A 26,637-nucleotide genomic window follows, 5' to 3' on the forward strand; every position below is an offset into this window, starting at 1 on the left:
ATAAAATTGAAAAATGTCGCGATCGCACACTTCGTGTGCGTTACTGAAGGTAAGATTGGCCTTGGAATCATGATAAAATCCAAGACCGAACTGAGGGGGTACTAAAAATACGCTGTTTCTGGATGAGAACTAGCTAGCATTCATTTTAGCAAGTATAAATGAGTAGATAGTTATCGGATTTGGTATTAGCTCAAAAAGCAGAGCAAGATGCGAGGCAACCTTAGTAAATAATTTACCTCTGCCCACCACAGGCCAAGATTTACCCTCTACAGCTGATCGACATAGTGCTTAATTAATGTTAAAAACTCAGGACCATATTTATTCAGCTTGATCTGGCCAACACCGCTGATATTCAAAAACTGGGCATCGGTTGTCGGCATCATTTCGCTCATTTCTGAAAGGGATACGTCACTGAAAATAACATAGGGCGGCAAGTCCTGGCGATCAGCAATTTTTTTACGTAAGTGGCGCAGTTTAGCAAACAATGGACTGTCGGAAAAATTCGATAAAACCGCTTTTCTCCCTTTCGCTTTAACCATTTTCAGACGCGGCACGGCTAAGTAAAGGGGCTGCTCGGCTTTTAAAACAGGCCTTGCCGCTTCGGTTAATTGTAATGCCGAGCCCCGGGTTAAATTCTGCATCAGCAGACCGCAGTGGATAAGCTGCCTTAACAGACTTAGCCAGTACTCCGCGGGTTGCTCCTTGCCGATCGCAAAAGTGGACAGCTTGTCATGACCAAAACTTTTCACCCGCGCAGTTTGTGCCCCTCTTAAAACATCAACCACATAACCCATACCAAAGCGCTGTCCGGTACGGTAGACGCAGGAGAGAATTTTTTGTGCATCTTCCGTTGCATCGTAACTTTTAGGCGGATCTAAACAGACATCGCAGTTACCGCAGCCTTTATGGCTATATTCACCAAAATAGTTAAGCAGCACCTGGCGCCGACAGGTTTGTGCCTCGGCAAACGCCACCATGGTATTTAATTTATGCAGTTCAATGCGCAGTTGCTCTTCATTTTTATTTTTCTCAAGCAGTGCACGCACCCGCGCAGGATCGGCGGGATCATAAAATAACATTGCCTGAGCCGGCAGGCCATCCCGTCCTGCACGTCCGGTTTCCTGATAATAGGACTCAATATTTTTGGGTATTTCATAATGTACAACAAAACGTACATTGGGCTTATCAATCCCCATCCCGAAGGCGACTGTTGCAACAACAATATCCACTTTATCTTTAATAAACAGATCCTGGACACTCTGGCGCTCTTCCAGAATCAAACCGGCATGGTAACAACGGGCTGATAAACCTTTTGCACGCAGTTTTTCGGTTAACTCTTCAGTGCGGCGGCGACTGGTGCAATAAATGATGCCGCTTTCATTTTTATGTTCGTCCAGATAATTAAATAACTGACTTAACGGCCGGTATTTTTCAATTAACAAATATTCGATATTAGGACGATCAAAACTATGAACTGCAACTAACGGATCATGGAGCTGCAAGCGGGCAAGAATATCCTGTTGTGTAGCATGATCAGCGGTTGCGGTTAAAGCGGCTAGGGGAATAGTTGGAAAACGCTGTTTTAACTGTCCGAGCAATGCATATTCCGGACGAAAATCATGTCCCCACTGGGAAATACAATGCGCTTCGTCGATAGCAAAGAGATTGATCGCCAGATTCTCTAAACGGCTGATAAAATCAGGGCGCAACAAACGTTCAGGTGCAATATAAACCAGCTTCAACAGCCCGCGATGCATATCATTAATAATTTGATTTTGTTGCTGATAAGAAAGACTGGAATTCAGGTAGGCGGCCGCAATCCCGCAGGCGCGCAGGGTATCAACCTGATCTTTCATTAAAGAGATCAACGGGGAGATAACAAAACAGATCCCCGGTCTAACCAGTGCCGGAATTTGAAAACAGAGGCTTTTGCCCCCTCCTGTCGGCATAACAACCAGCGCGTCACGGCCTTCACAAAGTTGGTTAATCACCAACTCTTGTCCTTCGCGAAACTCACTATAACCAAATACATCAAGCAAGATCTTTTTCGCGTTGCCTGTGTTGTGTTGATTTACCATGCTGCTGCCTGAATTAAGGGGAAAGATTAAAGCCGTATTGTAATTCAGGCAGGCACAAAAATCAGCTTAATAAGTCAAGCAGGCAGTGATCAGGTTATTTATAACGCAGAAAAATCTTTTGCAAAAGCATCAACTCTGGACCAGTCGGTTAATTCAATATCCTTACTTTTATCGGTACTGCCTCCGGTTATTTTCATAATCAATTGAATTATCAGGGTTTGCCACCAGTTATAACGCGAGTAAAGCAGCGCACCGGCAAAAACGCCCTTTAAACGAGGCTGCCACGCAGATAAACGGTCAAACTTAGCCATATAGGTATTATTAGCTGGATTGGCTTTTTCCGGCTTACGTGCAGTTAAGCAGACCGCAAAAAAAGCATTCGGCACGGCATCCAGTTGCCTTTTATGCTGATTAACAAAATTCAGTAAGTTTTTCCGGAAATTTCCGTAACGGATGGAGGCACCAATTAAGATTTTATTGTAGGCACTGAAATCAATCGTGGGATTATCATCTATATTCAACAAGGTCACCTCACCTTCAATATGGCTAATGATCCGTTCTAAAATTTTTACGGTTTGTCCGTCAACGGATGAATATAATACCAGAGTCTTAATTGTCATCTTTTAATTTTTCCAAAACATGGGGGTAAATAATACTAATAAGGTAAAGATTTCCAGGCGGCCAAATAACATGGCAATAATCATAATCCACTTGGAAGCGCTGTTCACTTCGTTAAAATGGACCGCCACCTCACCAAGCCCCGGCCCTAAATTGTTAAGCATGGCAGCTGTTGCAGAAAAAGAGCTCAATTCATCCATCCCGGTCAATAATAAGGCTAGCATGCATATAACAAACACCAGTGCATAAGTTGAGAAAAACCCCCACACCGCTTCAATAACACGATCCGGCAGGGCATTATTGCCTAATTTAATTTTAAATACCGCTTTTGGGTGTACCAGGCGTTTTAGCTCGCGCATCCCCTGTAAGTTGAGCAATAAAAAGCGAATCACTTTCAGGCCGCCGCCCGTAGATCCTGCACAACCGCCAACAAAGCTTGATATAACCAGTAAAACAGGCAGAAACAGCGGCCAATCCGCAAATGACGTTGTTGTAAAACCTGCTGTTGTAGAGATAGAAACCGCTTGAAACAGTGCCTGAGTAAAAGATTCTTCAACGGAATGATAAACTTCATTGCCCATCAATCCGGCAAAACAGATAAGCGTTAACATTACCTGAATCCAGATAAAAGCACGCAACTCCGGATCCTGCTTATAAATATTAAAAGAGAATTGTTTTGCGGCAAAAGCACTATAATGCAGTGCATAATTTACCCCGGAAATAAGCAGAAAGAGCACTGTGATCATATTGATAACAGGACTGGCAAAGTGCCCCATACTGGCATTATAAGGAGAGAAACCGCCGATAGAAACCGTTGAAAAACTGTGTGAAAGGGCATCAAACAAACTCATGCCGGCCAGCCAGAAGGCCAGCATACAAGCAACGGTGACGAATAAATAAACATTCCATAATGCTTTCGCCGTTTCTGCTATACGCGGCGTCATTTTTGAGTCTTTTACCGGCCCGGGGGTTTCAGCGCGATATAACTGCATACCACCGATCCCTAACATGGGTAATACTGCGACAGCTAATACGATGATTCCCATACCGCCAAACCATTGCAGCATTTGCCGGTAAAAAAGAATGGACTTTGGAAGAATATCAAGATCTTCGATAACCGTTGCACCGGTAGTGGTCAGGCCTGAAAAAGATTCAAAAAAAGCAGAAGCAGCGTCCATTTCAATACTGGAGCTCATCATAAAAGGGATCGCCCCGACGCTTCCCAGCGTTGCCCAAAACAGGACCACAATTAAAAAGCCCTCGCGGACTTTCAGCTCTTTTTTTATGCGCCGGTTAGGTGCCCAGAGCAGCAGGCCGATAAATAAAGTAACCACAAAGGCGGCCAGGAAGTTGCCCCCGTCCTCACCCTCTATTCCCTTATAAAATGAAGATACCAAGACAGGTGGTAACATGGTGAAGCTAAATAAACCAATTAGCATACCTACTATTCTGATGATGGAACGAAATGCCACTGAATTATCTCACTTCAACTGGCTGTAACGGGGATTTTTTTCACAACAACTTTTCCTTGTGTCAGTGATTCGAGTTTTTCGCTAAATTGCCCACATAATTGTAGATCAACTTCAATGATAGCTTTGACCGACTGCAAATATTCAACCTCTACCAGTCGTCCCGCCAATGTTGTTAATAGACTTTCGATCAGCGCCATCTGTGCGTAATCACAATGCAACTGGTACTGCTGATAAAAACGTTTTTCAATAGTGGGCATCCTGCGCACTAGCTGCTGTACGCCATTGGAGTAGGCTCGCACCAGACCGCCTGTACCTAGTTTTATGCCGCCCGAATAGCGCACGACGACAGCAATAACTTCCCCCAGCCCGCTGCCCTGTAAAACAGCTAAGATAGGCTTTCCCGCCGTCCCTTTTGGTTCACCATCATCACTGCAGCCAGCACACACACTATTGTCGGGCGCATCACCGAGATAAGCCCAGCAATGGTGGCGAGCTTCCGGGTGTAACTCCTTAATTTTTTTGAGATACTCTAATGCCTGCTCTTTACCCCGGGCGTGGGACAGATAGGTCATAAAACGGCTTTTTTTTATCTCTTCCTGAAAAAGTAAATTTTCCCCGGGGATAAAGTAGGGTTTGCTCACAACTAATCCATGCGTTAATAAGTTAAATAAAAAGTTAGCGTCATGCTCAGCTTTTATCGGAGCAGACATAGCCCGCAGCCTGCCAGGCTAAAAATCCACCGGCCACAGAATAAACATTTTCAAAGCCCATCTGCTGCAGAGAAATTGCCGCCAGGACGGAACGCGCACCGGAGCGGCAGACTAAATAAATCGGCTGCTCGGCTAGCATCGCAAGACTGGAAAAACGTTTTTTAAGGCTCTCTTCGCAGCTGATAGACATCTCTAAGACACCGCGCGGAATAAGCAGTGCATCAGGAATGAAACCGGCCTTAGTTTCTGCCGCCTCACGAATATCAATTACAATTGTATCACCCTTGTGCTGACAAATTTCATGCAGTTGCGAGACATTGATCTCCTTTACCTGGCTGCGTAGTGACTCAACTAATTCTCTTCCGTCTAATACCATTTTGCTTCCTTATTCATCTTCTGCTTGGGCAGCAAAGTGATAAAACAGCTCTGCTAATAATTTACCCTGCTGTTGCTGTACAAAATCAGGGTACAGGGTTTGCAGCGTTTGTAAAAATACCAGAAGCACTTTCTCATCAAAAGGCTCGATACCAAGCGGCTGTAATCTCAACCTGGCGCGATGACAAAATGCTTTATGATCAAGATCAGCCCAAGAGGCTATACTGTTTTGCAGCAAAAGCAATGACTGTCGGTAACGCAGCAAAGTTTCCCGCACATGACGCGCAAAAACAGTTAATAATAGATCATCGCTGACACTATAAACACCCTGGGTCAACTTAACCACACCAATGTACTGTAATTGTTGTAACTCGGTTTTTAATATTCGGGTTATATCACCTTCCGCTGGTAAAAAATATTCCGCGGCAAGGAAAGGATAAAGCTTGCCGCTGTAATAAATAATATTGTCAGTTGTTAACGCTTTGTTTTTTGATAACAGATAGCGCAGGGTATGACAAAGCAAACCCGGCAAGGCAAAAATATGCAGGATATTATTGCGGTAATAATTTAATTGCGCAGCCTGCTGTGCTGAACAAAAAACCGACTCCCGGTCCTGGTTGAATTTATTCATAGCCAGGGCCTGCTGATAGATTGCTTCACTTTCCCCCTGTGCATAAGTAAGCAGAGTATGTTCACTTTTTACCGCCAGCAATTTTTGGTGCTTGCCGATCAGGGTTAAGAAAAGTGCTTTGCCACAGCGGCAGCTTTCACTGGCTAATAATATTGCCGCACATAAAGGCAAAGCATTCACGGCCACCGCTGCATTCATCGCGATCATCACCTGCCGTGCAACCTGCTGCACATGCACTTTGAACTGGTCGTTATGCACTCCAAGCGCTTGCCAGTTCGGGCAGTGTTGATCGAAAGATTGCCTGATATTGATTGGCTCCCCAAAATTGACAAAAGCGCGACCGAAATTGCCCAACTTTTTAATAATACCGACTACCTGTGAAAAGTTTTCCTGCTGTTTTTTTTGCCCGGAGAGCTCTTTCACATAGGTACTGACCTCCATGATATGGTCATAACCTATGTATACCGGTACGATCACCACATTACGTTCAGGTTGATTTAAATAGGTCTGCAGTGACGTTGCCAGCAATCCTGTTTTTGGAGGTAATAAACGTCCCGAGCGACTGCGCCCGGCTTCGCAGAAAAACTCGATAGGATAACCTTGTTTGAATAACAGTGAAAAATAGGCATTAAAAACAGCTGTATAGAGTGGTGCACCTTTAAAGCTGCGGCGTAAAAAGAAACCTCCGCAACGCCTGAAAACCGGGCCTGCCGGGAAAAAATTCAGATTTACTCCTGCCGCAACATGGGGTGGCATTAACCCCTGCTCAAATAACAGATAGGAAAGTAGCAGGTAATCCATATGACTGCGGTGGCATGGCATATAGATAATTTCCGCACCGCTCTGATTGACCTGGCGGACAGCCTCGGCATGATTAACCTCGATACCCTGGTAGATATAATGCCAGACCCATTTTAAAATAAAGCGAAAAACACGCAAAAATGGGTAGGAAAAGTGTGCACTGATCTCAAGCAGATAAGTACGGCAATGCTGTTCAACCTGCAGCTCTGTCAGCTGCTGTTCTGCAGCTGTCGCGCAAATAACCTTGCGCAGCGCAGGTTGTTGTAATACCGCCGTGATCATCTCACTGCGGTTGGGCAGTTTAGGCCCGACACTATGACGTTTTTGACTGCCAAAATAGCGCATTGCAACTCTGGCAAGATTATGTGCTAATTGCAGATCCGGGTTATTTTTCTGTTTGCCCTTACGCTGAATCAGCGCGGCAACGGAGATAGGCTTATTAAAGCGGATCAGATGATCTTTAGCGTTTTTCAGAACAATAAATGTTTTACGTAGCGACCCGACCTGACCTTGATCAATCAGATCCAGGCGGGAGATTTTTCCCTGTTTACCGGGATTTCTCCCCCAGTAAAAAGTAACGGGCAGTAACTGTATGTCTAAATCCGGATGGTTGCGGAGTAAGTCCAATAACTGCTGATACTTTGCCAGATAAGGTGCATCCTGCCACTGCCTGTAATTATCCCGGCGGGTAAATAAAGAGCTGCCGTGAATAAAAATGGTCGCAGTTAACGTCTGCCCTGCTACTTTGATTGAAGCACAGGGATCAGGTAATCCCGCCTGCAGGCAACAGGCCTGTAACCCGAGTACGTCACTCGCACTATTCTGTGCAATCACATAAATAATTGGGCGGCTTAAATCAAGCTGTAATTCAACAGCCGGCCTTAAGGGCACATAATGGCTTTTCACCCAATACTTATTGATAAGACGATGAAAAACAGAGCCTCTGGTGAGCAAAGAGATACCTTCCGATTAACCAACAAATGCTTTCATATTAACATAAAAAAACACTGCAAATAACGCCAGAAACAGACAACTACTCCACAAAACCTGTAATTAGCATACTCAAACGGCCTGCAAACAACAGCCGTAGAAAAACTCAAACTGCCGGCACTGCACAACGGGTGCAGGAATAGTTGCTTAGCGATAATCAGCAAGTGACCTTATCGGTGCATTTTGCTAAAGTAAGCGGCAAATAAAACAACTTACGGGCTTATCAGTTGATGCAGAAAAATACCGGGCTTAAACGTATCATTTTAGCAATGGGATATTCGTTGCAAGGGTTAAAAAGCGCTTTCCAACATGAAGCGGCATTCCGTCAGGAACTGTTATTAGCGGTTATATTAATCCCGACTGCATGTTTTCTGGAAGTATCGCAAATCGAACGGATATTATTAATAACACCGCTGTTACTGGTTATGATCGTCGAAGTCATTAATTCAGCCATTGAAGCGGTGGTGGATAGGATCGGCAGTGAGCACCATCAACTGGCCGGCAGAGCAAAAGATATGGGCTCAGCGGCTGTATTGCTGAGCTTAGGTTTAACTGCTTATATCTGGCTGGAAATCCTGTTTTTATAATCCGGGAGATTCGCTTTGTGCTTTACTCATAACCCGAAGCCCCTATCTTCCTTTATTTAATTTTCTCTTTGTAAACGTTATTATTTTCAGTTAAGGATTTAAAATGGCAGGTAAACCTCCTTTTTCGCAGCACAAGGCGAATACTAATTCGCCCATTAAAACCGTTCCTCATTCATTTGAAGCTGAACAGGCGATTATTGGTGGATTATTACTTAATAATGAAGCCTGGAATGATGTTGCTGAGCGGGTTGTTGAACGGGATTTTTATCACCGCGCACACCGGCAGATTTTCGCAACCATTGAACTGCTGAGCAGTGAAGATATTCCTGTTGACCTGGTAACCCTTTCTGAACACCTGGAAAATAAAAAAGAATTAGAAGGGGTTGGCGGCATAGCCTACCTGGCCGAGCTTCTGCAGAACACCCCCAGCGCGGCTAACATTAACAACTACTCCGATATTGTCCGGGAACGTGCCATTGTTCGTGAGCTGATCGGCGTTGCCAACGAAATCGCTGAAGCGGGTTATGATACCGAAGGCCGGGACAGCAATGAATTACTTGATTTTGCTGAAACGAAAGTATTCCAGATAGCAGAATCGCGCAGTAATAAAAGTGAAGGTCCACAGGCAATTAAAGACATTCTAAAAGAGACTGTCGCCAAAATAGATGATTTATGTAAAAACCCGCGCGATGGTATTACCGGTTTATCTTCCGGTTATAATGATTTAGATCAGATGACCACAGGCTTCCAGCCGGGCGATTTAATCATTGTTGCCGCACGACCTTCCATGGGTAAAACCACCTTTGCCATGAACCTGGCGGAAAACGCGGCATTAAACGCAGACAAGCCAACGGTTATTTTCTCACTGGAGATGCCGGCAGATCAGATAATGAACAGGATGCTGGCCTCGCTAGGGCGCATCGATCAGGGAAAAATACGCACCGGCCAACTCGATGAAAACGATTGGGCATCACTGTCATCCACCATGTCTATCTTACTGCAGAAAGGGAATATGTATATTGATGACAGCTCGGGCCTGACTCCGACCGAATTACGTTCCCGGGCGCGTCGTATTGCCAGAGATCATGACGGTATCAGTTTAATTATGGTCGATTACCTGCAGCTGATGCGCGTTCCTTCATTAAGTGAAAACCGTACCCTGGAAATATCGGAAATTTCACGCTCATTAAAAGCCTTAGCTAAAGAACTGCGCTGTCCGGTAATTGCCCTTTCACAGCTTAACCGTGGTCTTGAACAACGGGCAGACAAACGTCCGATTAACTCCGACCTGCGTGAATCAGGTGCGATTGAGCAGGATGCCGATTTAATTATGTTCATCTACCGCGATGAAGTGTATAACGAAGACAGTGAGCAGAAAGGTATTGCGGAAATTATTATCGGTAAACAACGTAACGGTCCAATCGGAAAAGTGCGTTTGACCTTCCAGGGACGTTATTCACGATTTGATGAATATACCGGCGCAGCTTATCACGGTGATGAATAAACAATCTCAACCGCCCGGCCACAAAGCTAATACATAATTATAATAAACAGAGTTTAACAATGGATACCACACGCGCAGTTATCAACTTACAGGCATTACAGCACAACCTGCAGGTAGTAGAGAAAACCGCCCCGAATAGTAAAGTATTGGCGGTGATTAAAGCGGATGCTTATGGTCACGGCATGGTCAAAGTTGCGCAATCATTAAAAAATGTGCACGCCTTTGGGGTGGCCAGACTCAACGAAGCCTTAAAACTGCGTGCTGCAGGCATCAACAACCCGATTGTTTTACTGGAGGGTTTTTTTAATAACAGTGATCTGCATAGATTAACTGAGCAGGATTTACAATGCGTGGTGCATTCACAGGAGCAGGTTGATGCAATCATTCAGGCAAAACTGCATAAACCTCTGAAAATTTGGTTGAAACTTGATACCGGCATGCACCGCTTAGGTTTTCATGCACAGCAATTTGATGACGCCTACAAGATACTGAGCAACAGTCAAAATGTCCAAAAACCAATTAATTTGATCACCCACTTTCATTGTGCCGACGAGGTTGATAACAATATTACCGCCCGGCAAATCACCCTGTTCAAAAAACATATCCCGAACAACAGCGGGTTAAGCTCATTAGCGAATTCAGCGGCAATTTTTGCCTGGCCGGAAGCGCATTTTGATATTATTCGCCCGGGAATAGCCCTATATGGTATCTCCCCTTTTGAAAACAAAACTGCGGCAGAGCTGCACTTACAACCGGTAATGACCTTAAAATCACAGTTAATTGCAATTCGTGACCATCAGGCCGGAGAAAGCGTCGGTTATGGTGCCAGCTGGAGGGCGCTGCATAATACCCGGCTCGGGGTTGTGGCGGTAGGTTATGGTGATGGATACCCGCGCCTGGCACCGCAGGGAACTCCTGTTCTGGTTAATGGACGAATAGTGCCTGTGGTTGGCCGGGTTTCCATGGATATGCTCAGCGTTGATTTAGGCATGGATAATCTCGATAAAGTGGGTGATGATGTCACGCTCTGGGGCGAGGGATTACCGGCGGAAAGGGTTGCACAGCATATCGGCACGATCGCTTATGAACTGGTGACCAAGTTAACTTCACGTGTTGCACTGCAATATCAAGAATAATCTATATGTACGCCATCCCAACAATGCAGCACCAGCCGGTATTTCAACAAGCTAAAATATTTTTTTACTGCTTGCCCCTGCACAAGCCGATGCTCTTTAAAGGTAATAAACTTAGGTCTCGTGAGGGACTGATTTTACAGTTACAAAGCAGCATCGGGCAATTTCACTACGCTGAAATTGCCCCCCTGCCGGGTTTTAGCAAAGAAACGCTATTACAGGCAGGAGCGCAGATAAAAGATCTTATCGTTAATTACCTGTTAAACAAAAACAACCGGAAAGATATTAATCAGCTGGATTTATATCCCAGCGTGCATTTTGCAGTGGACTGCCTGTTAAATGCTATTCCTGTTTCAAGCTGTATAGACGGGACGACCAGTATTCCTTTATTGCAGGGTGATAACCACAGCGTGATCCGGCAGTATCAAAAATTAAATAAACCGGCGCGGATCAAAATAAAAGTCGCCAGGCAACCGCCGGCAGATGATATTGCCTTATTTAATGCTTTAGGTGCTATTAATAACAACTTGCGGATCCGTTGTGATGCCAATCAGGGCTGGAGTTATTCACAAGCATCTCTATTTTTTGCCGGTGTTAATAATCAACTTATTGATTATATTGAAGAGCCGACAGCCAGTGCGGCCGATAATATCAAACTGGCTAAACAGTATGGCATCCATCTCGCTTTAGATGAAACGCTGCAGCAGAGCCACTTCCGCTACCAACATCACAGCTGTTTTAAAGCGTTAATTCTTAAACCCACCCTGATAGGCTCCCTGGGACGCCTGAATTATTTTATAGAAATAGCCCGAAAACAGCATTTAAGCGTCAGCATAAGCTCTTCATTTGAGTCACCATTAGGTTTGAGACAATTAGCTTTTCTTGGATCTTTATGGTCAAAGGAAGTTGAGCTCAGCTATGGCCTGGATACATTAAAATTTTTTAAAAGCGGCGCATTGGATAATACATTAGCGCTGCAGCAGCAAGTTCAACAGTTGGAGTGTATATGGACAAGCAATTAGAAGTTTGCCCGGTACGTTTTCAGGCACGAGTAAACGCCCATGCAACTGCGATTCAGGCAGATGCTCTTGCTATAAGCTACCAGCGGTTGGACTGGACTCTTGAGCGCATCGCAGAGCAACTTGCACATTTAAATTTACAGGCGGGTGATCGCCTGATCTGCATCGCGGAGAACTCCCTTAATCTGATTTTACTGCAGCTCACCTGCATCCGCACGGGAATAATTTTCTGCCCGTTAAACCCACGTTTTAGTGAGCAGGAGATCAGTCAGCGTAGCAAAGTACTTAACAGTACTTTTATCTGGCTTGAAGATACAAGCAGGCATACCAAGTTAAGCAGTCTGCCAATAGACTTTACGCTTGCCGAAAAGGGAAAGACTCCCCTTGAGCCACTGAAAATAGATGCGCAAAAAGTCTCTAATATCATTTTCACATCGGGGAGCAGTGGACAACCTAAAGCGGTGATGCATTGTTTTAGTAATCACTATTACAGCGCACTAGCTTCACAAAGTCTTATTCCACTGCAACCGGGTGACAGGTGTCTTTTATCATTACCCCTGTTTCATATCAGCGGCTTTGCGACAGTAATGCGTGCCTTAATTGCCGGTGCTACCCTGCTGATCAGCAGTCAGCAACTCAGCGTCACACTGTTAAAAAGAGAAAAAATAACCCATCTATCTCTGGTTTCAACGCAACTGTACCGTTTATTAGGCAAGCGGGGATTTCAGGCACAAGCACTGTCACTTAAACACCTGTTATTAGGCGGCAGCACTTTCCCGGAGCGACTGTTAAAACAAACCGGAGAACGGGGTTTTGTTTACCATTTAAGTTATGGATTAAGTGAGATGAGCTCCCAGGTAGCCACCTCGACAAACAGTAATAAACTACAGCTATTACCTGAACAGCAGGTCAAAATCATCGATAATGAAATCTATCTGCGTGGAAAGATGCGCTTTGTCGGTTATTATAATGGCGACTTAACAGCCGACAGGTTACCTGAAAAACAATGGTTTGCGAGTAAGGATTCAGGTTCACTGATTGGCAGACAGCTGATTGTTTCAGGCCGCAAAGACCGTTTAATGATATCCGGTGGAGAAAATATCCAGGCTGAAGAGCTCGAGTCAGTATTGTTAAACTTTGGTTATGTAAAACAGGCTGTTGTTGTCGCCGTAACCGATCCAGTGTTCGGGGAGCGCCCGGTGGCTTTTATCAATTGGGTAAATGACAAGGATAAACAGGTACAACTGAAAAGCTATTTACAGGATAAACTAACGACTTATAAACAGCCGGTCCATTATTTGCCGCTGCCGAAGCAAAACAGCATTAAAGTTTCATTGCAGACACTGCAGGTTATCGCACAAACCAGACACAATAATTATTTGGCAGAAGAAAACTAAAGCAAAATAGGCATTTACCTGATAATTAGGTAAAATATTTTTATTCTTTTCTGCGGTGAATCACTTATGAGCACTTACAAACTAAAACTCAGTTTCTGCCATCCCAAATACTGGCTGGCATGGTTAGGCATTTTCGCCCTTTTTTTAAGCTCCTTCTTACCCTATGGTACTTTACTGGCGTCAGGCAGATTCCTCGGTCGGATTGCGGCTAACTTTGCTAAATCCAGGTATCAAATTGCTTACCGTAATATTGAGTTATGCTTCCCGGCATTAAACAAAGAAGAGATCGCCGAAAAAGTACTGAGTAACTTTGAAAATGCCGGTATTGCAATATTAGAAATGGGCATGGCATGGTTTTGGCCAAGCTGGCGGGTACGCAGGCTGGTAAAAATCACCGGCCTGGAAAATATCGAGCAGGCTAAAGCAGATAATCAGCCAATCATTTTTTTAGGTGCTCATTTTCTTACTATAGAGATGGCCGGCCGCGCCGCCGGATTATTAATGCCTTCGACAGCGGTTTATCGCAAACAGCGTAATCCAGTTTTAGATTATTGGTTTTATTGGGGAAGAATGCGCGAAAATAAAGCGATGCTGGATCGCAGTGATTTTAAAGGGATGTTACGGGCATTAAAAGCAGGTGGACCTTTATGGTATGCACCGGATCACGATTACGGACTGCATAAAAGCAGCGTATTTGCGCCCTTCTTTGCCGTACAGCAGGCAAATACAATATCCGGCACCAGCACCCTGGCACGCTTAAGTAACGCCTGCGTTATCCCGGCATTCTTAAAACGCCTGCCCGGCCTGCAGGGTTATGAACTCATCTTTTATCCTAAAATAGAAAACTTCCCCACTAAAGACCTGCAAGTTGATGCGCAAAAAACCAATCAGCAGATTGAAAAAATGGTTTTAGAAAGCGATGAGCAATATATGTGGCTTCACCGCCGCTTTAAAACACGCCCGCAGGGCGAAGCCTCATTATATAAATAACCTTGAATTTTTGTAACTGCTCAGGTCGTCGCAATTTAAGCTTATTGTACCTCAACTCAGGGTAATGACAGCGTCATTGCTCTTAATAGCATAATGTTAAAGCGTTATAATCGCGAGGCGTGTAGCTTAGCCATTCTAAGTAAATACCTCGCAACAAAGAGTAACCGAACCCTTCGGGCTGCGCTTGTTGGCTCTTTCTACTGCGTGATAGTCTGATTTTGGTATCATTCCTTATTTCTTCACCGGCGGTGCACATGACTCCCTCACCACTACTTCAATATTTAATGGCTCGGGTAGCGGGATATCTTCCCCATTTAATCGGGAAACAAGATATTTAGCTGCAAGCATCCCCATTTGTTCCTGTGGCGTTCTCACTGTGGTCAAGCGTGGCGTAATGTTGGAGGCCAACGACATATCATCAAAGCCAACGATGGACACTTGTTCAGGAATATTAATACCCATTTTTTGGGCTTCAAATACAACCCCATAAGCAAAGGGTTCAGAACCACATATAACCGCTGTCGGTTGCTCGGAGCGTGACATTAATAAACGAAACGCTTCACGCCCTTCTTCGATACCAAATGGACGTTGTAGCACATTGTCATCCGATAAACTCACGCCCTGTTTCAGCAGTGTATCCCGCACCCCCTGCAAACGGTCAGATGCGCGATCATTGTTTTCTATCATACCGGAAATCATGGCGAATTTTGTATGGCCAAGGTGAAGCAAATAACGTGTTATATCGGCGGCGGCGGCATGGTTATCAAAACCAATACAAGGATGTTCAAGGTTCACATCTACCGCCCAGGTTAATACATAGGGAATATTTTTAGCCTTAAGTAGTTCATAAATGCGCTTATCACGCGAGTGACCAACCAGCAGCAAAGCATCCATCCCATGCGACACCATCTGAGTAATATGTTCATACTCTTTTTCTGCGTTGTAATTATTTGAGGCTAACATCATGTTATAACCAGACGTTGAAATCTGAGTCTGAAACACCTCTATTGTGCGACCAAACAGGCTACTGTCTAATGAAGGGATAACCGCACCTATCATTCGCGAGCGTTTAGAAGCTAATGTACGCGCCGCTGCATGGGGAACATAATTTAACTGCCTGATTGCAGCATCAATTTTTTTCTTGCTGCGTTCACTAACAACAGTGGGATCATTTAAATAACGAGATACTGTTACTGGCGCGACACCCGCAGCAATCGCAACGTCTCTCATGGTGGGTGATTCCGAAAAATTGCTATACGCTTTCATATAATTCTCAACATTTTTTGCCACTTATACCAGAATATAAGTTAAAAATAACAGCCACTCATAAACCATAAGTAAAAACCTGACAACAGCAGCGACAAGTCAAATACCTGAATAGCATTGTATCACAAAAATCGCGCCGCCCTCGCGTCATTATAAGCCAAAAACCCAAATTCGTAATCCCAAACCAGCACAAGCCCAGCAATGACAGACACCCAAGAAACCTTGATCAAGATCAATAATGGTGCATATTTAATCATTCCTTCACCAAAGTTGTGCAGTCAATCTACTGTTCGCCCGAATTTAAATGATGGTCTCTATCGCTGTTTCTTGTAAAACCCCATATAACATCAGCTCTGGCAGTATTTTTTTTGCATTTATAAAAAATAGGCATCAACTTTGCAAAACACCAATAAATGGAAGCGCGTTCATTTTGGTTTTATTGATCTGAATCATCGTATTTCCCATAAACCGTAAAAACATAGCAAGAATATTGGATACCCATACTTTAGGAGAGTGTTTATGAAGTCGCATTACAAAGTTATCGTCATTGGTGGTGGTATTGGGGGATGTAGTACGCTTTATCATCTAACCCGTGAAGGTTGTACAGATGTAGCGCTTATAGAGCGTAATGAGCTAACCTCGGGAACCACCTGGCACTCAGCAGCTCAGGTAACCAACTTCGGTGCAACGCAAACCATGGTTGGTCTAAAGAGCCACAGTATCAAGCTTTATAAAGAGCTGTCTGCTGACCCGGAAAATCCCATTAACTACCATCATGCTTCCGGGGGTATTCGCCTCGCTTCAACACAAGAGCACCTTGACGGTTATAACCATTTTATTTCACTTGCTAAAGGCATGGGTGTCAACTTTGAAATGCTGGATCCCGCTGAGTGCGCTAAACGCCATCCTTTAATTGAAACGCACGATCTCCTTGGTGGTCTTTGGGATCCTCTGGATGGTGATATCGACCCGGCTCAGCTGACCCAGTCATTGGCACGTGAAGCCCGTAAAGCAGGCGCAGAAATTTTCCGCCACAACCCGGTCGAAGCAATACACCAGGATGAAGATGGTAAATGGGTGCTACAAACTAAAAATGGTGTTGTTAGCTGTGATAAGTTAGTCAATGCAGGCGGTTACCGGGTGAATGAACTGGGTAAGATGCTCGGTATTGAATATCCCGTTATTTCAATGGAGCATATGTATTTTCTGACAGAGTCTCTGCCAGAGCTTGAAGCCATAGATTACCGTGTACCGCTGCTGCGCGATCCACTTGATGACTTTTATAGCCGCCAGGAAAAAAATGGCTTATTAGTGGGTATTTATGAGCAGCGTTGTAAAACATGGGGCATGGACGGTATTGATCCAAACTTTGTCAATGCACTTTGTCCAGATGACTTAGACCGTTGTCTAGACAATATGGAACGTGTGTTTAAACGTATGCCGTGTCTAGAAAGAACCGGTATCCACAGTATTATCAATGGCCCTATCACCTACTCTGCAGATGGTAACCCACTAGTGGGTAAAACACCGGGTTTTGATAACTTATATTCAATCATCGGATTACGTGCCGGTCTTGGTGAAGGCGGTGGTCACGGTAAAATTTTAGCTGAAATCATTCTCCACGGTGAATCTGAGTGGGATACCTGGTGTATCGACCCTGCACGATTTACTTCGCATGCTAATACTGAGTTTACCGCATTAAAATCTATTGAAGATTACCAAAACGAATTCCGTTTCCATATGCCGCATGAAGCTCGCCCTGCCGGCCGCTTAGCAAAAACAACATCAATTTACACCACACTTAAAGCGCAACATGCTGAGTTTGGTGTGGTGAATGGTTGGGAACGCGCCATGTTCTTCAAACCTACTGCAGACTTTGAATTCAAACATAGCTTCCGTTTCACTGAAACAGACAAGATTGTTGCAGCTGAAGTGAAAGGGGTCACTGAAAACGTCGGCATCATGGAAGTTAACGGCTTCAATCGCTTCGAAATTAAAGGTCCCAAAGCCGCTGAATGGCTTAATAGTCTGATGTGTTCAAATATTCCGAAAACCGTTGGCCGTATCGGTCTTTGTTACTTCCTTACTGAGAAAGGTAACGTGTTAGGTGAAGCAACTATCGCTAAATTATCTGAAGATACTTTCTGGTACGGCTCAGCTGCGGCGGCCGAATACAAAGACATGGATTGGTTACGCACTCACCTGCCTGAAGAAGGTGTAGAGATCAGATCATTAACTAACACGCACACTATTTTATCGGTTACCGGGCCTAAATCTCGTGACTTACTTGCCAGCCTGTCACCGCGAACAGATTGGTCAAATGCAGCTTTCCCATGGTTAACCACTAAGCCTGTATTTATTGGTCATGCTGCGGCTCAAGCACTGCGCGTTAGCTTTAGCGGTGAATTAGGTTGGGAATTACACGTACCGAATGAACAACTGCTACTTGCACATACTTTATTAACTGAAGCTGGAGTTGATTACGGTTTAATTCCATTTGGTTCAATGGCACTGGAGTCGATGCGTCTTGAAAAAGGTTACCGCCATTGGAAAGCAGATCTCATCACTGAATTTGACCCCTTTGAAAGTGCATTAGACCGTTTCATCAAAATAGATAAAGAAGAAGACTTCCCTGGTAAAGCGGCGCTGCTTGCTAAACAAGGAAAACCGATGCGTAAGAAATTTGTCACCTTAACCGTAGACTGCGATATTGCACCTGCCCATCCGGGTGATTCTATTTGTGTGAATGGAAAAGTGGTCGGCACAGTGACATCAGCAGCATTTGGTTACCGTGTGAATAAAAACATTGTACTTGCCTTTATCGATCCAGCCTACGCCTCTGAAGGCAGCGAGGTTGATGTCGAAATCATAGGGACACCTTACCCGGCTGTCGTAGTGAGTGATTGCCTCTACGATCCAAAAAACGAAAAAGTGAGAAGCCTGTAATTTACAGCAAACCTGACAACGGAGAATACCATGAAAAGGATTCAAAAATTGTATATTGCGGTCTCATTAGGCCTAACAGGCGCCCCAGCGCAAGCTGCAGATCTCGTGTTAGGCGTGCCAAGTTGGCCATCAGCAAGTGTGACTTCAAATGTAATCAAGACTGTGCTTGAAGAAAACTTAGGCTTAGATGTGGGTATGCAAAGTGGCACCAATCCGATCATATGGGAAGCCATGGATCGGAGCTCGATGCAGGTCCATCCTGAAGTTTGGTTACCCAATCAGCAAAATCTCTATCAAAAATACGTCGTTGATAATGGCACTGTGGTCAAAAATGAACACAGTGTTGAGGCTAAACAGGGGCTTTGTATCACCAAAGCCATGTCTGAGAAGTACGATATCACATCCATTTATGACCTGACTGATCCGGATAAAACGGCCTTGATGGACTCTGATGGCGATGGCGTGGGTGAAATATGGGCTGGTGAGCCTGGCGCAGCGTCAACTACCGTTGAAATTGTGCGAGCCAAAAGCTATGGCTACGATCAAACCTTAAAACTGGTTCAGGTCGATGTTCCTATCAACTTCGCAGCACTTGATGGAGCGGTGAAAGAAAAGAGGCCTTATGTCTTCTCTTGTTACACACCGCATTATGTCTTTGCGCTGTATGACATCGTGTTCTTAACCGAGCCGAAACATAACCCTGATACCTGGAAAACCATACAACCTACCGGAGATCCTGACTGGTTAGCAAAATCCAATGCCGATTCAGGGTGGCCTGTCACTTATGTACAAATGCACTATGCAAAAGCATTACAAAAAGAGCAGCCGGAAGCGGCTGAGATCCTAAAAAACTTCGCAATTAGCGCAGACATCATGAGCAAATGGAGTTACTCCGTTGTGGTCGGGAAAAAATCCCCGGATCAAGTTGCAACAGAGTGGGTTGCTAACAATCAAGATATCGTCAACTCCTGGTTAGGCCTGTAACACCGAGTCGAACAATCAGCCGCCCCTTTTCTTACTAACAAAAAAAGGGGCGGCATGAACGGTTCATATTTCTAAAAACCTTAACATAGGTATGGTTTAGTATGACGACAAATGTAATTCAATTAGAGAACGTCTGGAAAATTTTCGGCGATAATGCCGAACAAGCCATGGAAGCCGTCAAAAATGAAGGCTTAGATAAAGCCACTGTACTCGAACGCTTTGGCTGTGTTGTCGGCATTGCAGATGTGTCATTCGAAGTCGCCCGCAGTGAGATTTTTTGCATTATGGGCCTGTCAGGTAGCGGTAAGTCGACCCTTATTCGTCACCTTAATCGTTTGATTGAACCTTCAGCAGGACTGGTTAAAGTGCTTGATCAGGATATGTCGGCATTATCACACAATGAGTTGCGCCAAACCCGCGCTAAAAATATCGGCATGGTATTCCAGCATATGGCGCTCCTGCCCCACCGCACGGTTGCTGATAATGTTGCCTTCCCGCTTGAGGTACAGGGACTGCCAAAATCTAAACGCTGGGAAACGTCATTACACGCGTTATCTCTGGTTAACCTGGATGGTTTTGAATATCGCCTGCCCCATGAATTATCCGGTGGTATGCAGCAGCGGGTAGGTCTGGCAAGAGCGCTTGCCAGTGATCCTGAAGTGTTATTGATGGATGAACCATTTAGTGCGCTTGACCCGTTGATCCGTCATGAGTTACAGAATCAATTTGTCAACCTCACTAAAACACTACAGAAAACCACCGTATTCATTACTCACGATCTTGATGAAGCGATCCGTATCGGTGACCGCATTGCGATTATGAAAGACGGATGCCTGATTCAAATAGGTACACCGGAAGAAATTGTGATGCATCCTGCTGATGATTATGTCGCTGATTTCGTTAAAGGGATTTCTAATCTCAAATTAATCAATGCACATTCCATCATGTTAGACATTACCCCGGAAACCCTACCCAGCTCTATCAATATCGCAGATGTACCACGTGCTGATAAAAATACCAGTCTGGAAGCACTGATCGATATTTCAGTGTCTTCTAACCTGCCCATCATCGTCACCGATGAGGCGAATCAAGATATTGGCGTGATCAGCAAAGATACCCTGCTCAAAGGCATTAAGGGAGATGAAGAACATGAACACTAATAATGAAACAGCATCTGATAACTCAGTTGCCATTGCCTCGATTCATCGCTTTACCGAGCGTAAAGAAGATTATTACAGCGAACATTTTAGCAACATTCAATCTAATAATCGTTTGCATATTTCCTTCAATCTCTGCGCCGCGCTGTTTGGTCCCTTTTGGGCTGCAACGCGCAGGGTATGGGGATTCTTTTGGATAAGCAGCATTGCCCTTTTATTCTCCTTCATCTTATTAGGCCAGGGCTTATGGGGAAATTTAGGCGCGGATAAACTTGCACAAGCAGAGCGCCTGACCGCTAAATCACAAGAAATGGCCCTGAAGGGCGAGACTGCATTAGCGAGTGGTGCAGCAAACGCCAATGCTTTGTTACGTAATGCAGATAACCTTAAACGCGCCGCTGAAAAAGCGATAGCTTCAGCCCGGGAGGATGCCGTGGGCGCTGAAAAAAATGCGATTGTCGGGGCTATCTTGCTGGTGGTTATATTTTTTGCACAGGGTTTTAGCGCTAACACGGTTTACGAAAAACAATACTGCCGCTGGCGACAAGATGCCAATGTAGGGAATGGTTTTGATAATAAGAGCATGCTCTATGGGATGGCGATCATTGCTTTTATCTACTCGCTTACCCTATATCGTTTCATTGCATCGGAACAAATTAGCTGGTTAGTAGAGTTTCCCTCCGATAAAGCGATTTTTAATCATACAGCCAATTGGCTAAATGACATATTTGATTTCCTGGCGCAAAAAGGGGCTAACTTTTTTGACCTAATAACGCAAATTATCAATGCCTTTTTAGACGCTATCGAAACCGTTTTGGTTGATACCCCCTGGCCAGTGATCATGATGCTTATTATCTTCATGTCCTGGCGTATTTCCGGGGCGAAAGCCGCGCTGTGTACGGCGACCGCCCTTTCTTATCTTGCCTTTTTTGGTTATTGGGAAAAAAGCATGGCGACGATTTCTCTTTTGGGTGCAGCAGCAACGATTTGCGTGTTAGTTGGCGTGCCGTTAGGGGTGTTATGTGCCAAAAATAAAACCATTGATGCGATTACCAAACCCGCATTAGATTTCATGCAGACCATGCCAGCCTTTGTCTACTTAATACCGATCATTGCCTTTTTTGGTACCGGTAAACCACCGGGTGTGTTAGCCACCATCATTTTTGGTATGCCGCCAGTGGTGCGCTTGACCACATTGGGCATTCAACAGGTACCCAAGTCGATTGTTGAAGGTGCGTTAGCATTTGGCTGCTCACGTAAAAAGTTGCTCCTTGATGTCGAACTCCCGCTTGCAAAATCAAGCATTTTAGCGGGTATCAACCAGACTATTTTAATGTGCTTATCGATGGTGGTCATCGCATCTTTAATTGGTGCGGAGGGGCTGGGAACCGATGTCCTTCAGGCGCTTCAATTTGCCGCAAAAGGACAAGGATTACTGGCCGGTTTAGCCATCTTATTTTGCGCCATTATGATCGATCGCATTATCCAGGGGGTTTTTAAACCAAAAGACAAAACGGAATAAGGCAAAAGCAGCACCCTAACATTTAATTAAAATTCATTCAAAACAGAGAAAAGGTGAACTATGAAAGTATTAGTAATGGTAAAACGCGTCACAGATCCAAACGTCACGATTAGACCCAATACCGATAGCAGTGATGTCGATCTTAACAACGTTAAAATGGCAATGAACCCTTTTTGTGAAATCGCCACCGAAGAGGCCGTTCGCCTTAAAGAAGCAGGGATTGCGTCTGAAATTATTGTAATGACAATCGGTGAAAAACAATCTCAAGAGCAATTACGTACCGCGCTCGCAATGGGCGCTGACCGGGGCATACTGATTGAGACTGATGCGACATTAGAGCCCTTAAATATTGCCAAACTGGCAGCCAAAGTCGTTGAGCAAGAACAGATTGACTTAGTGTTACTGGGTAAACAATCCAGTGATAAAGATAATAACCAAACCGGACAAATGTTAGCGGCGATTAAAGATTGGGGACAAGCCACTTTTGCTTCTAAATTAGACATTAAAGATGACAAAGTGACCGTCACCCGTGAAGTCGATACCGGCTTACAAGTGATCGGTCTGAATTTGCCTGCTGTCATTACTTGTGATTTACGCCTTAATACGCCGCGGTTTGCGTCCTTACCCAATATTATGAAAGCAAAACGTAAACCTTTAGAGATCAAACCCGCTGCCGATTTTGCTATTGATCTTACCAGTCGCATAAAAATGCTGCATGCCGAATCACCGCAAGTGCGTGAAGCCGGTGAAATGGTAGGCTCAGTAAAAGAACTGATTGAAAAATTAAAAACCGTAGAAGGAGTACTGTAAATGACTATCTTAATTATTGCAGAGCACGACAATACCAACTTGAAAGACATGACCCTGAATACGGTGACTGCCGCGCTGGCCATTGGCGGTGACATTGACCTGTTAATTGCAGGTGAGAACTGTCAATCTGCCGCCAGTGAAGCCGCCAGAATTAGTGGTATTAACCGTGTTTTAGTAGCAGATAATGCCTGTTACAAAGGGCAACTATCTGAAAATGTATCGGCACTGATCATGTCTATTGCCGCTAACTATAGCCATATTATGGCGCCCTCTACCGCGAATGGGAAAAATATTCTTCCTCGTGTGGCAGCAAAACTCGATGTGTCGGTACTGTCAGACATCATCGCGGTGGAGAGTCCGGATACGTTTAAGCGCTCCATCTATGCGGGCAATATTATCGCTACGTTGCAGTCAAGCGATGCGATTAAAGTCATTACTGTTCGCGGCACGGCATTTTCTCCTGCGGACAAAAATGGAAGCGCAACCATGGCGTCACTTGAGCAGGTTCACGATGAAGCACTCTCTATGTTTATTCGCGATGATACCGTGGTCAATGAAAGAGCCGAATTAACCTCGGCCAAAATTGTTATTTCCGGCGGGCGAGGTATGCAAAATGGCGAAAACTTCTCCATGTTAGAGCAAATAGCGGACAAAGTGGGCGCCGCGGTGGGTGCCACGCGCGCGGCCGTTGACGCGGGTTTTGTGCCAAACGACATGCAGGTAGGACAGACGGGCAAAATTGTTGCACCTGATTTATACGTTGCCGTCGCGATTTCAGGCGCCGTGCAACACTTAGCAGGGATGAAAGAATCTAAAGTGATCGTGGCCATCAATAAAGATCCCGATGCCCCTATTTTCCAATGGGCGGATTATGGATTGATTGCTGACTTATTTGATGCGCTTCCTGAACTGGAACAAGCCCTGTAAGTATTGACCAGAGAGACTATGAAGAGAAGGAGAGCACGCATGCGTGAATCGATGGAATTTGATGTCGTTATCGTTGGCGCAGGACCGGCAGGTCTGTCCACCGCCTGCCGATTAATGCAACAATCACAACAAGAAGAGCGTGAATTAAGCATCTGTGTTGTTGAGAAAGGGTCAGAAGTGGGGGCACATATCTTTTCCGGGGCGGTCTTTGAGACGCGTGCATTAGATGAGTTATTTCCGGACTGGAAAAAGCGTGGCGCGCCACTCACTACCCCCGTGACCAGTGATGAAATTTACTTATTAAAAAATGCACAAAAGGCGCAAAAGCTATCTAATAGCTTAGTGCCAAAAACCATGCATAACGACGGTAATTATATTATCAGCGTCGGCAATCTCTGTCGCTGGCTCGCGGAGCAGGCGGAAGCAATGGGCGTTGAAATTTTCCCGGGTTTTCCTGCTGCGGAGATCCTTTATGGTGACGATGGTGAGGTAAAAGGCGTTATTACCGGTGATATGGGCATTGATGCGAAGGGTGAACAAAAAAGTGATTATATGCCGGGCATGGAACTTCATGCTAAATACACGGTATTTTCAGAGGGTTGTCGGGGTCACTTAGGCAAGCAATTAATCAAAAAGTATGACCTTGATAGTGAATCAGATACGCAACACTATGGTATTGGTATTAAAGAGCTGTGGGATATAGAGCCGGGCAAACATAAGCCTGGTTTAGTCATTCATGGCGCCGGATGGCCTTTGAATAAAGACACCAGTGGTGGTTCATTTCTTTATCATGCCGATAATAATCAAGTCATGGTCGGGATTGTTATTGATTTAAGCTATTCCAACCCGTTCATCAGCCCATTTGATGAATTCCAGCGCATGAAGCATCACCCATTATTCAAAAGCACCCTTGAAGGCGGGACACGTGTCTCTTATGGCGCCCGGGCGATTGCAAAAGGCGGGCTGAACTCACTGCCCAGAATGCACTTTCCCGGCGGCTTACTTATCGGCTGCGATGCCGGCACCTTAAATTTTGCCAAGATTAAAGGCACGCATACAGCAATGAAAAGTGGCATGTTGGCTGCTGAGTGTATTTTTTCAGCACTGATTAGCCCGACGCCAGTCAGTAACGAACTGACCTCATTTACAGAGAATTTTACTAACTCCTGGTTATATGAAGAGTTACACCAAACGCGTAATTTTGGTCCGGCAATGCATAAGTTTGGCACGTTATTGGGTGGCGCTTTCAACTACTTAGATCAAAACTGGTTCAAAGGTAAACTGCCTTTTACCCTGCACGATAAAAAACCGGATCATGCCCAGTTAAAACCCGCATCATCCTGCAAAGTCATCGAATATCCGAAACCGGATAATAGCATCAGCTTTGACAAACTGTCTTCGGTGTTTATCTCCAATACCAATCATGCAGAAGATCAACCCTGCCATTTAAAATTGCACAGCCACGCCGTGCCACTGGAAAAGAACCTGGCGCTGTTTGCTGGCCCGGAAGCGCGTTTTTGTCCGGCCGGTGTCTATGAGTTTGTTGAGGATCCGCAAAACGATCAAAAGCAATTACAAATCAATGCACAAAACTGTTTGCACTGTAAGACATGCGATATCAAAGACCCGACACAAAACATTACCTGGCAAGTACCCGAAGGTTTAGGGGGGCCTAACTATCCAAACATGTAATTTTTATCTATTGGGGGTGAATAAAATCAATAGCGTTTTATCACCACGAGTAATCAACCTCATTGCGCCGATGTTTGGCGCAACACAAGGCAAAGAAGGCAATTAATAATGACAACTGAAAATCCAAAGCAATTCGTTTTTACCGCTACCTGCTCGGCAAAAAGCAGCATCGTCGCCTCGGTCACCTCTTTTTTATCTGAACGTGGCTGTTATTTAAGTGAGCTGTCTCAGTTTGATGACCCTATTACCAAGCGTTTTTTTATGCGTACCGTCGGTTATATTGAATCGGGTGGTTATACTTTTGGCGACCTTAGTCAGGAATTTCAAGAAGTTGCAAAACAATTTGATATGGATTGGACATTAGAGCCTGCTGCTAAACCATGCAAGGTTCTGTTGATGGTGAGTAAATTTGATCACTGCTTGGCCGATCTGCTGTATCGCTTACACAAAGGCGAAATCAACATGGAAATCACGGCCATTGTTTCCAACCATTTAGATTTACGCCCAATGGCAGAGCGGGAAGGGATTCGCTTTATCTATTTGCCGGTCACTAAGGAAAACAAGCCGGAACAAGAAAAAGCATTGATGAATGTGGTCGAAGAAACCGGCACAGAGTTGGTGGTGCTGGCGCGTTATATGCAGATTTTGTCCAATGACCTTTGTCAGAAATTAGCCGGGCGGGCAATCAATATTCATCACTCTTTTCTGCCTGGTTTCAAAGGCGGAAAACCCTATCATCAAGCACATGAGCGCGGAGTGAAATTAATTGGTGCGACCGCGCATTATGTCACCTCCGATCTCGATGAAGGTCCGATCATCGAACAGTCAGTGCAAAGCGTCGACCATACCTTTTCACCGGAGGAATTGGTCGCGGTGGGTCGCAACACCGAAACCGTTGCATTGGCAAAAGCGGTAAAACTACACACTGAGAGTCGTACTTTCTTATATGGTAACAAGACGGTTATTTTCCGTTAAACCAATACAAGGTGAACGGCGCTTTTTGCTGTTTTTGTTAAAAATAGACACGG

21 protein-coding genes are annotated in these 26,637 nt (G+C 44.8%); 14 read left to right on the forward strand and 7 right to left on the reverse strand.

The window, feature by feature from the left end:
* Positions 1-266: 266 nt before the first annotated feature.
* From recQ to plsB, 6 genes are all read right to left on the reverse strand, one after another.
* Positions 267-2,078 (reverse strand): DNA helicase RecQ, encoded by a 1,812-nt coding sequence (gene recQ / locus ABZA00_RS05955; protein ID WP_372881231.1) that lies wholly within the window; start codon positions 2,076-2,078, stop codon positions 267-269.
* 98 nt (positions 2,079-2,176) lie between these two features.
* Positions 2,177-2,698, reverse strand: a complete 522-nt coding sequence (hemG, locus tag ABZA00_RS05960) for a menaquinone-dependent protoporphyrinogen IX dehydrogenase (protein ID WP_372881232.1) — start codon at positions 2,696-2,698, stop codon at positions 2,177-2,179.
* A 3-nt stretch (positions 2,699-2,701) separates the two neighbouring features.
* Positions 2,702-4,168 carry a TrkH family potassium uptake protein gene (locus tag ABZA00_RS05965; protein WP_372881233.1) on the reverse strand — a complete coding sequence of 489 codons (1,467 nt, stop codon included), beginning with the start codon at positions 4,166-4,168 and terminating at the stop codon, positions 2,702-2,704.
* A 14-nt stretch (positions 4,169-4,182) separates the two neighbouring features.
* Positions 4,183-4,878 (reverse strand): YigZ family protein, encoded by a 696-nt coding sequence (locus ABZA00_RS05970; protein WP_372881234.1) that lies wholly within the window; start codon positions 4,876-4,878, stop codon positions 4,183-4,185.
* Positions 4,856-5,254: a rhodanese-like domain-containing protein gene (locus tag ABZA00_RS05975; protein WP_372881235.1), complete on the reverse strand. Its 399-nt coding sequence runs from the start codon at positions 5,252-5,254 to the stop codon at positions 4,856-4,858. The genes ABZA00_RS05970 and ABZA00_RS05975 overlap by 23 nt, the downstream gene beginning before the upstream one ends.
* 9 nt (positions 5,255-5,263) lie before the next feature.
* On the reverse strand, positions 5,264-7,639 hold the full coding sequence (gene plsB, locus ABZA00_RS05980; protein WP_372881236.1) for a glycerol-3-phosphate 1-O-acyltransferase PlsB: 2,376 nt from the start codon (positions 7,637-7,639) through the stop codon (positions 5,264-5,266).
* Between the two features lie 266 nt (positions 7,640-7,905).
* On the opposite strand from plsB, the gene ABZA00_RS05985 reads away from it, so the two are divergent.
* The 6 genes from ABZA00_RS05985 to lpxL all read left to right on the forward strand — a co-directional run bounded on the left by ABZA00_RS05985 (position 7,906) and on the right by lpxL (position 14,305).
* Complete coding sequence (locus ABZA00_RS05985; RefSeq protein ID WP_372881251.1) at positions 7,906-8,262, forward strand: diacylglycerol kinase; 357 nt, start codon at positions 7,906-7,908, stop codon at positions 8,260-8,262.
* 103 nt (positions 8,263-8,365) lie between these two features.
* Positions 8,366-9,766, forward strand: a complete 1,401-nt coding sequence (gene dnaB, locus ABZA00_RS05990) for a replicative DNA helicase (RefSeq protein WP_372881237.1) — start codon at positions 8,366-8,368, stop codon at positions 9,764-9,766.
* A gap of 59 nt (positions 9,767-9,825) precedes the next feature.
* A complete protein-coding gene (gene alr / locus ABZA00_RS05995; protein ID WP_372881238.1) occupies positions 9,826-10,902 on the forward strand; it encodes an alanine racemase in 1,077 nt (358 codons plus the stop codon).
* A gap of 5 nt (positions 10,903-10,907) precedes the next feature.
* On the forward strand, positions 10,908-11,921 hold the full coding sequence (menC, locus tag ABZA00_RS06000) for an o-succinylbenzoate synthase (RefSeq protein WP_372881239.1): 1,014 nt from the start codon (positions 10,908-10,910) through the stop codon (positions 11,919-11,921).
* Positions 11,906-13,315 carry an AMP-binding protein gene (locus ABZA00_RS06005; protein ID WP_372881240.1) on the forward strand — a complete coding sequence of 470 codons (1,410 nt, stop codon included), beginning with the start codon at positions 11,906-11,908 and terminating at the stop codon, positions 13,313-13,315. Before menC ends, ABZA00_RS06005 begins: the two co-directional genes overlap by 16 nt.
* Before the next feature lie 66 nt (positions 13,316-13,381).
* On the forward strand, positions 13,382-14,305 hold the full coding sequence (gene lpxL, locus ABZA00_RS06010) for an LpxL/LpxP family Kdo(2)-lipid IV(A) lauroyl/palmitoleoyl acyltransferase (RefSeq protein WP_372881241.1): 924 nt from the start codon (positions 13,382-13,384) through the stop codon (positions 14,303-14,305).
* Between the two features lie 231 nt (positions 14,306-14,536).
* Here the strand turns inward: lpxL and ABZA00_RS06015 are convergent, their stop codons facing one another.
* Positions 14,537-15,571: a LacI family DNA-binding transcriptional regulator gene (locus tag ABZA00_RS06015; RefSeq protein WP_372881242.1), complete on the reverse strand. Its 1,035-nt coding sequence runs from the start codon at positions 15,569-15,571 to the stop codon at positions 14,537-14,539.
* A 519-nt stretch (positions 15,572-16,090) separates the two neighbouring features.
* On the opposite strand from ABZA00_RS06015, the gene ABZA00_RS06020 reads away from it, so the two are divergent.
* The 8 genes from ABZA00_RS06020 to purU all read left to right on the forward strand — a co-directional run bounded on the left by ABZA00_RS06020 (position 16,091) and on the right by purU (position 26,584).
* Positions 16,091-18,517, forward strand: coding sequence for an FAD-dependent oxidoreductase (locus ABZA00_RS06020; RefSeq protein ID WP_372881243.1), 2,427 nt, complete (start codon positions 16,091-16,093; stop codon positions 18,515-18,517).
* Positions 18,518-18,547: 30 nt separating this feature from the next.
* On the forward strand, positions 18,548-19,501 hold the full coding sequence (locus ABZA00_RS06025) for a glycine betaine ABC transporter substrate-binding protein (protein ID WP_372881244.1): 954 nt from the start codon (positions 18,548-18,550) through the stop codon (positions 19,499-19,501).
* Between the two features lie 101 nt (positions 19,502-19,602).
* The gene (locus ABZA00_RS06030) at positions 19,603-20,661 is read left to right on the forward strand and encodes a glycine betaine/L-proline ABC transporter ATP-binding protein (protein ID WP_372881245.1); all 1,059 of its coding nucleotides are present in this window, start codon (positions 19,603-19,605) and stop codon (positions 20,659-20,661) included.
* Positions 20,651-22,180 (forward strand): ABC transporter permease subunit, encoded by a 1,530-nt coding sequence (locus ABZA00_RS06035; protein ID WP_372881246.1) that lies wholly within the window; start codon positions 20,651-20,653, stop codon positions 22,178-22,180. Before ABZA00_RS06030 ends, ABZA00_RS06035 begins: the two co-directional genes overlap by 11 nt.
* Positions 22,181-22,240: 60 nt before the next feature.
* Entirely contained in the window at positions 22,241-22,990 is a 750-nt protein-coding gene (locus ABZA00_RS06040) for an electron transfer flavoprotein subunit beta/FixA family protein (RefSeq protein WP_372881247.1), read from the forward strand.
* Positions 22,991-23,917, forward strand: coding sequence for an electron transfer flavoprotein subunit alpha/FixB family protein (locus ABZA00_RS06045; RefSeq protein ID WP_372881248.1), 927 nt, complete (start codon positions 22,991-22,993; stop codon positions 23,915-23,917). It begins immediately after the preceding gene.
* A gap of 18 nt (positions 23,918-23,935) precedes the next feature.
* Positions 23,936-25,609 carry an electron transfer flavoprotein-ubiquinone oxidoreductase gene (locus ABZA00_RS06050; RefSeq protein ID WP_372881249.1) on the forward strand — a complete coding sequence of 558 codons (1,674 nt, stop codon included), beginning with the start codon at positions 23,936-23,938 and terminating at the stop codon, positions 25,607-25,609.
* A 108-nt stretch (positions 25,610-25,717) separates the two neighbouring features.
* A complete protein-coding gene (gene purU / locus ABZA00_RS06055) occupies positions 25,718-26,584 on the forward strand; it encodes a formyltetrahydrofolate deformylase (protein ID WP_372881250.1) in 867 nt (288 codons plus the stop codon).
* Positions 26,585-26,637: the final 53 nt, after the last annotated feature.

The organism is Psychromonas sp. (assembly GCF_041586535.1).
In the GTDB taxonomy this organism is placed as follows: Bacteria; Pseudomonadota; Gammaproteobacteria; order Enterobacterales; family Psychromonadaceae; genus Psychromonas.

What these genes read in the sequence shown, in the direction of transcription:
- ABZA00_RS06040 (WP_372881247.1), top strand. Translation starts at nt 22,241, where the DNA reads ATGAAAGTATTAGTAATGGTAAAACGCGTCACAGATCCAAACGTCACG.
- ABZA00_RS06045 (WP_372881248.1), top strand. Translation starts at nt 22,991, where the DNA reads ATGACTATCTTAATTATTGCAGAGCACGACAATACCAACTTGAAAGAC.
- ABZA00_RS06025 (WP_372881244.1), top strand. Translation starts at nt 18,548, where the DNA reads ATGAAAAGGATTCAAAAATTGTATATTGCGGTCTCATTAGGCCTAACA.
- ABZA00_RS05985 (WP_372881251.1), top strand. Translation starts at nt 7,906, where the DNA reads ATGCAGAAAAATACCGGGCTTAAACGTATCATTTTAGCAATGGGATAT.
- ABZA00_RS05970 (WP_372881234.1), bottom strand. Translation starts at nt 4,878, where the DNA reads ATGTCTGCTCCGATAAAAGCTGAGCATGACGCTAACTTTTTATTTAAC.
- ABZA00_RS06030 (WP_372881245.1), top strand. Translation starts at nt 19,603, where the DNA reads ATGACGACAAATGTAATTCAATTAGAGAACGTCTGGAAAATTTTCGGC.
- ABZA00_RS05975 (WP_372881235.1), bottom strand. Translation starts at nt 5,254, where the DNA reads ATGGTATTAGACGGAAGAGAATTAGTTGAGTCACTACGCAGCCAGGTA.
- lpxL (WP_372881241.1), top strand. Translation starts at nt 13,382, where the DNA reads ATGAGCACTTACAAACTAAAACTCAGTTTCTGCCATCCCAAATACTGG.
- ABZA00_RS06035 (WP_372881246.1), top strand. Translation starts at nt 20,651, where the DNA reads ATGAACACTAATAATGAAACAGCATCTGATAACTCAGTTGCCATTGCC.
- purU (WP_372881250.1), top strand. Translation starts at nt 25,718, where the DNA reads ATGACAACTGAAAATCCAAAGCAATTCGTTTTTACCGCTACCTGCTCG.
- recQ (WP_372881231.1), bottom strand. Translation starts at nt 2,078, where the DNA reads ATGGTAAATCAACACAACACAGGCAACGCGAAAAAGATCTTGCTTGAT.
- ABZA00_RS06020 (WP_372881243.1), top strand. Translation starts at nt 16,091, where the DNA reads ATGAAGTCGCATTACAAAGTTATCGTCATTGGTGGTGGTATTGGGGGA.
- menC (WP_372881239.1), top strand. Translation starts at nt 10,908, where the DNA reads ATGTACGCCATCCCAACAATGCAGCACCAGCCGGTATTTCAACAAGCT.
- ABZA00_RS06050 (WP_372881249.1), top strand. Translation starts at nt 23,936, where the DNA reads ATGAAGAGAAGGAGAGCACGCATGCGTGAATCGATGGAATTTGATGTC.
- dnaB (WP_372881237.1), top strand. Translation starts at nt 8,366, where the DNA reads ATGGCAGGTAAACCTCCTTTTTCGCAGCACAAGGCGAATACTAATTCG.
- alr (WP_372881238.1), top strand. Translation starts at nt 9,826, where the DNA reads ATGGATACCACACGCGCAGTTATCAACTTACAGGCATTACAGCACAAC.
- ABZA00_RS06015 (WP_372881242.1), bottom strand. Translation starts at nt 15,571, where the DNA reads ATGAAAGCGTATAGCAATTTTTCGGAATCACCCACCATGAGAGACGTT.
- ABZA00_RS06005 (WP_372881240.1), top strand. Translation starts at nt 11,906, where the DNA reads ATGGACAAGCAATTAGAAGTTTGCCCGGTACGTTTTCAGGCACGAGTA.
- hemG (WP_372881232.1), bottom strand. Translation starts at nt 2,698, where the DNA reads ATGACAATTAAGACTCTGGTATTATATTCATCCGTTGACGGACAAACC.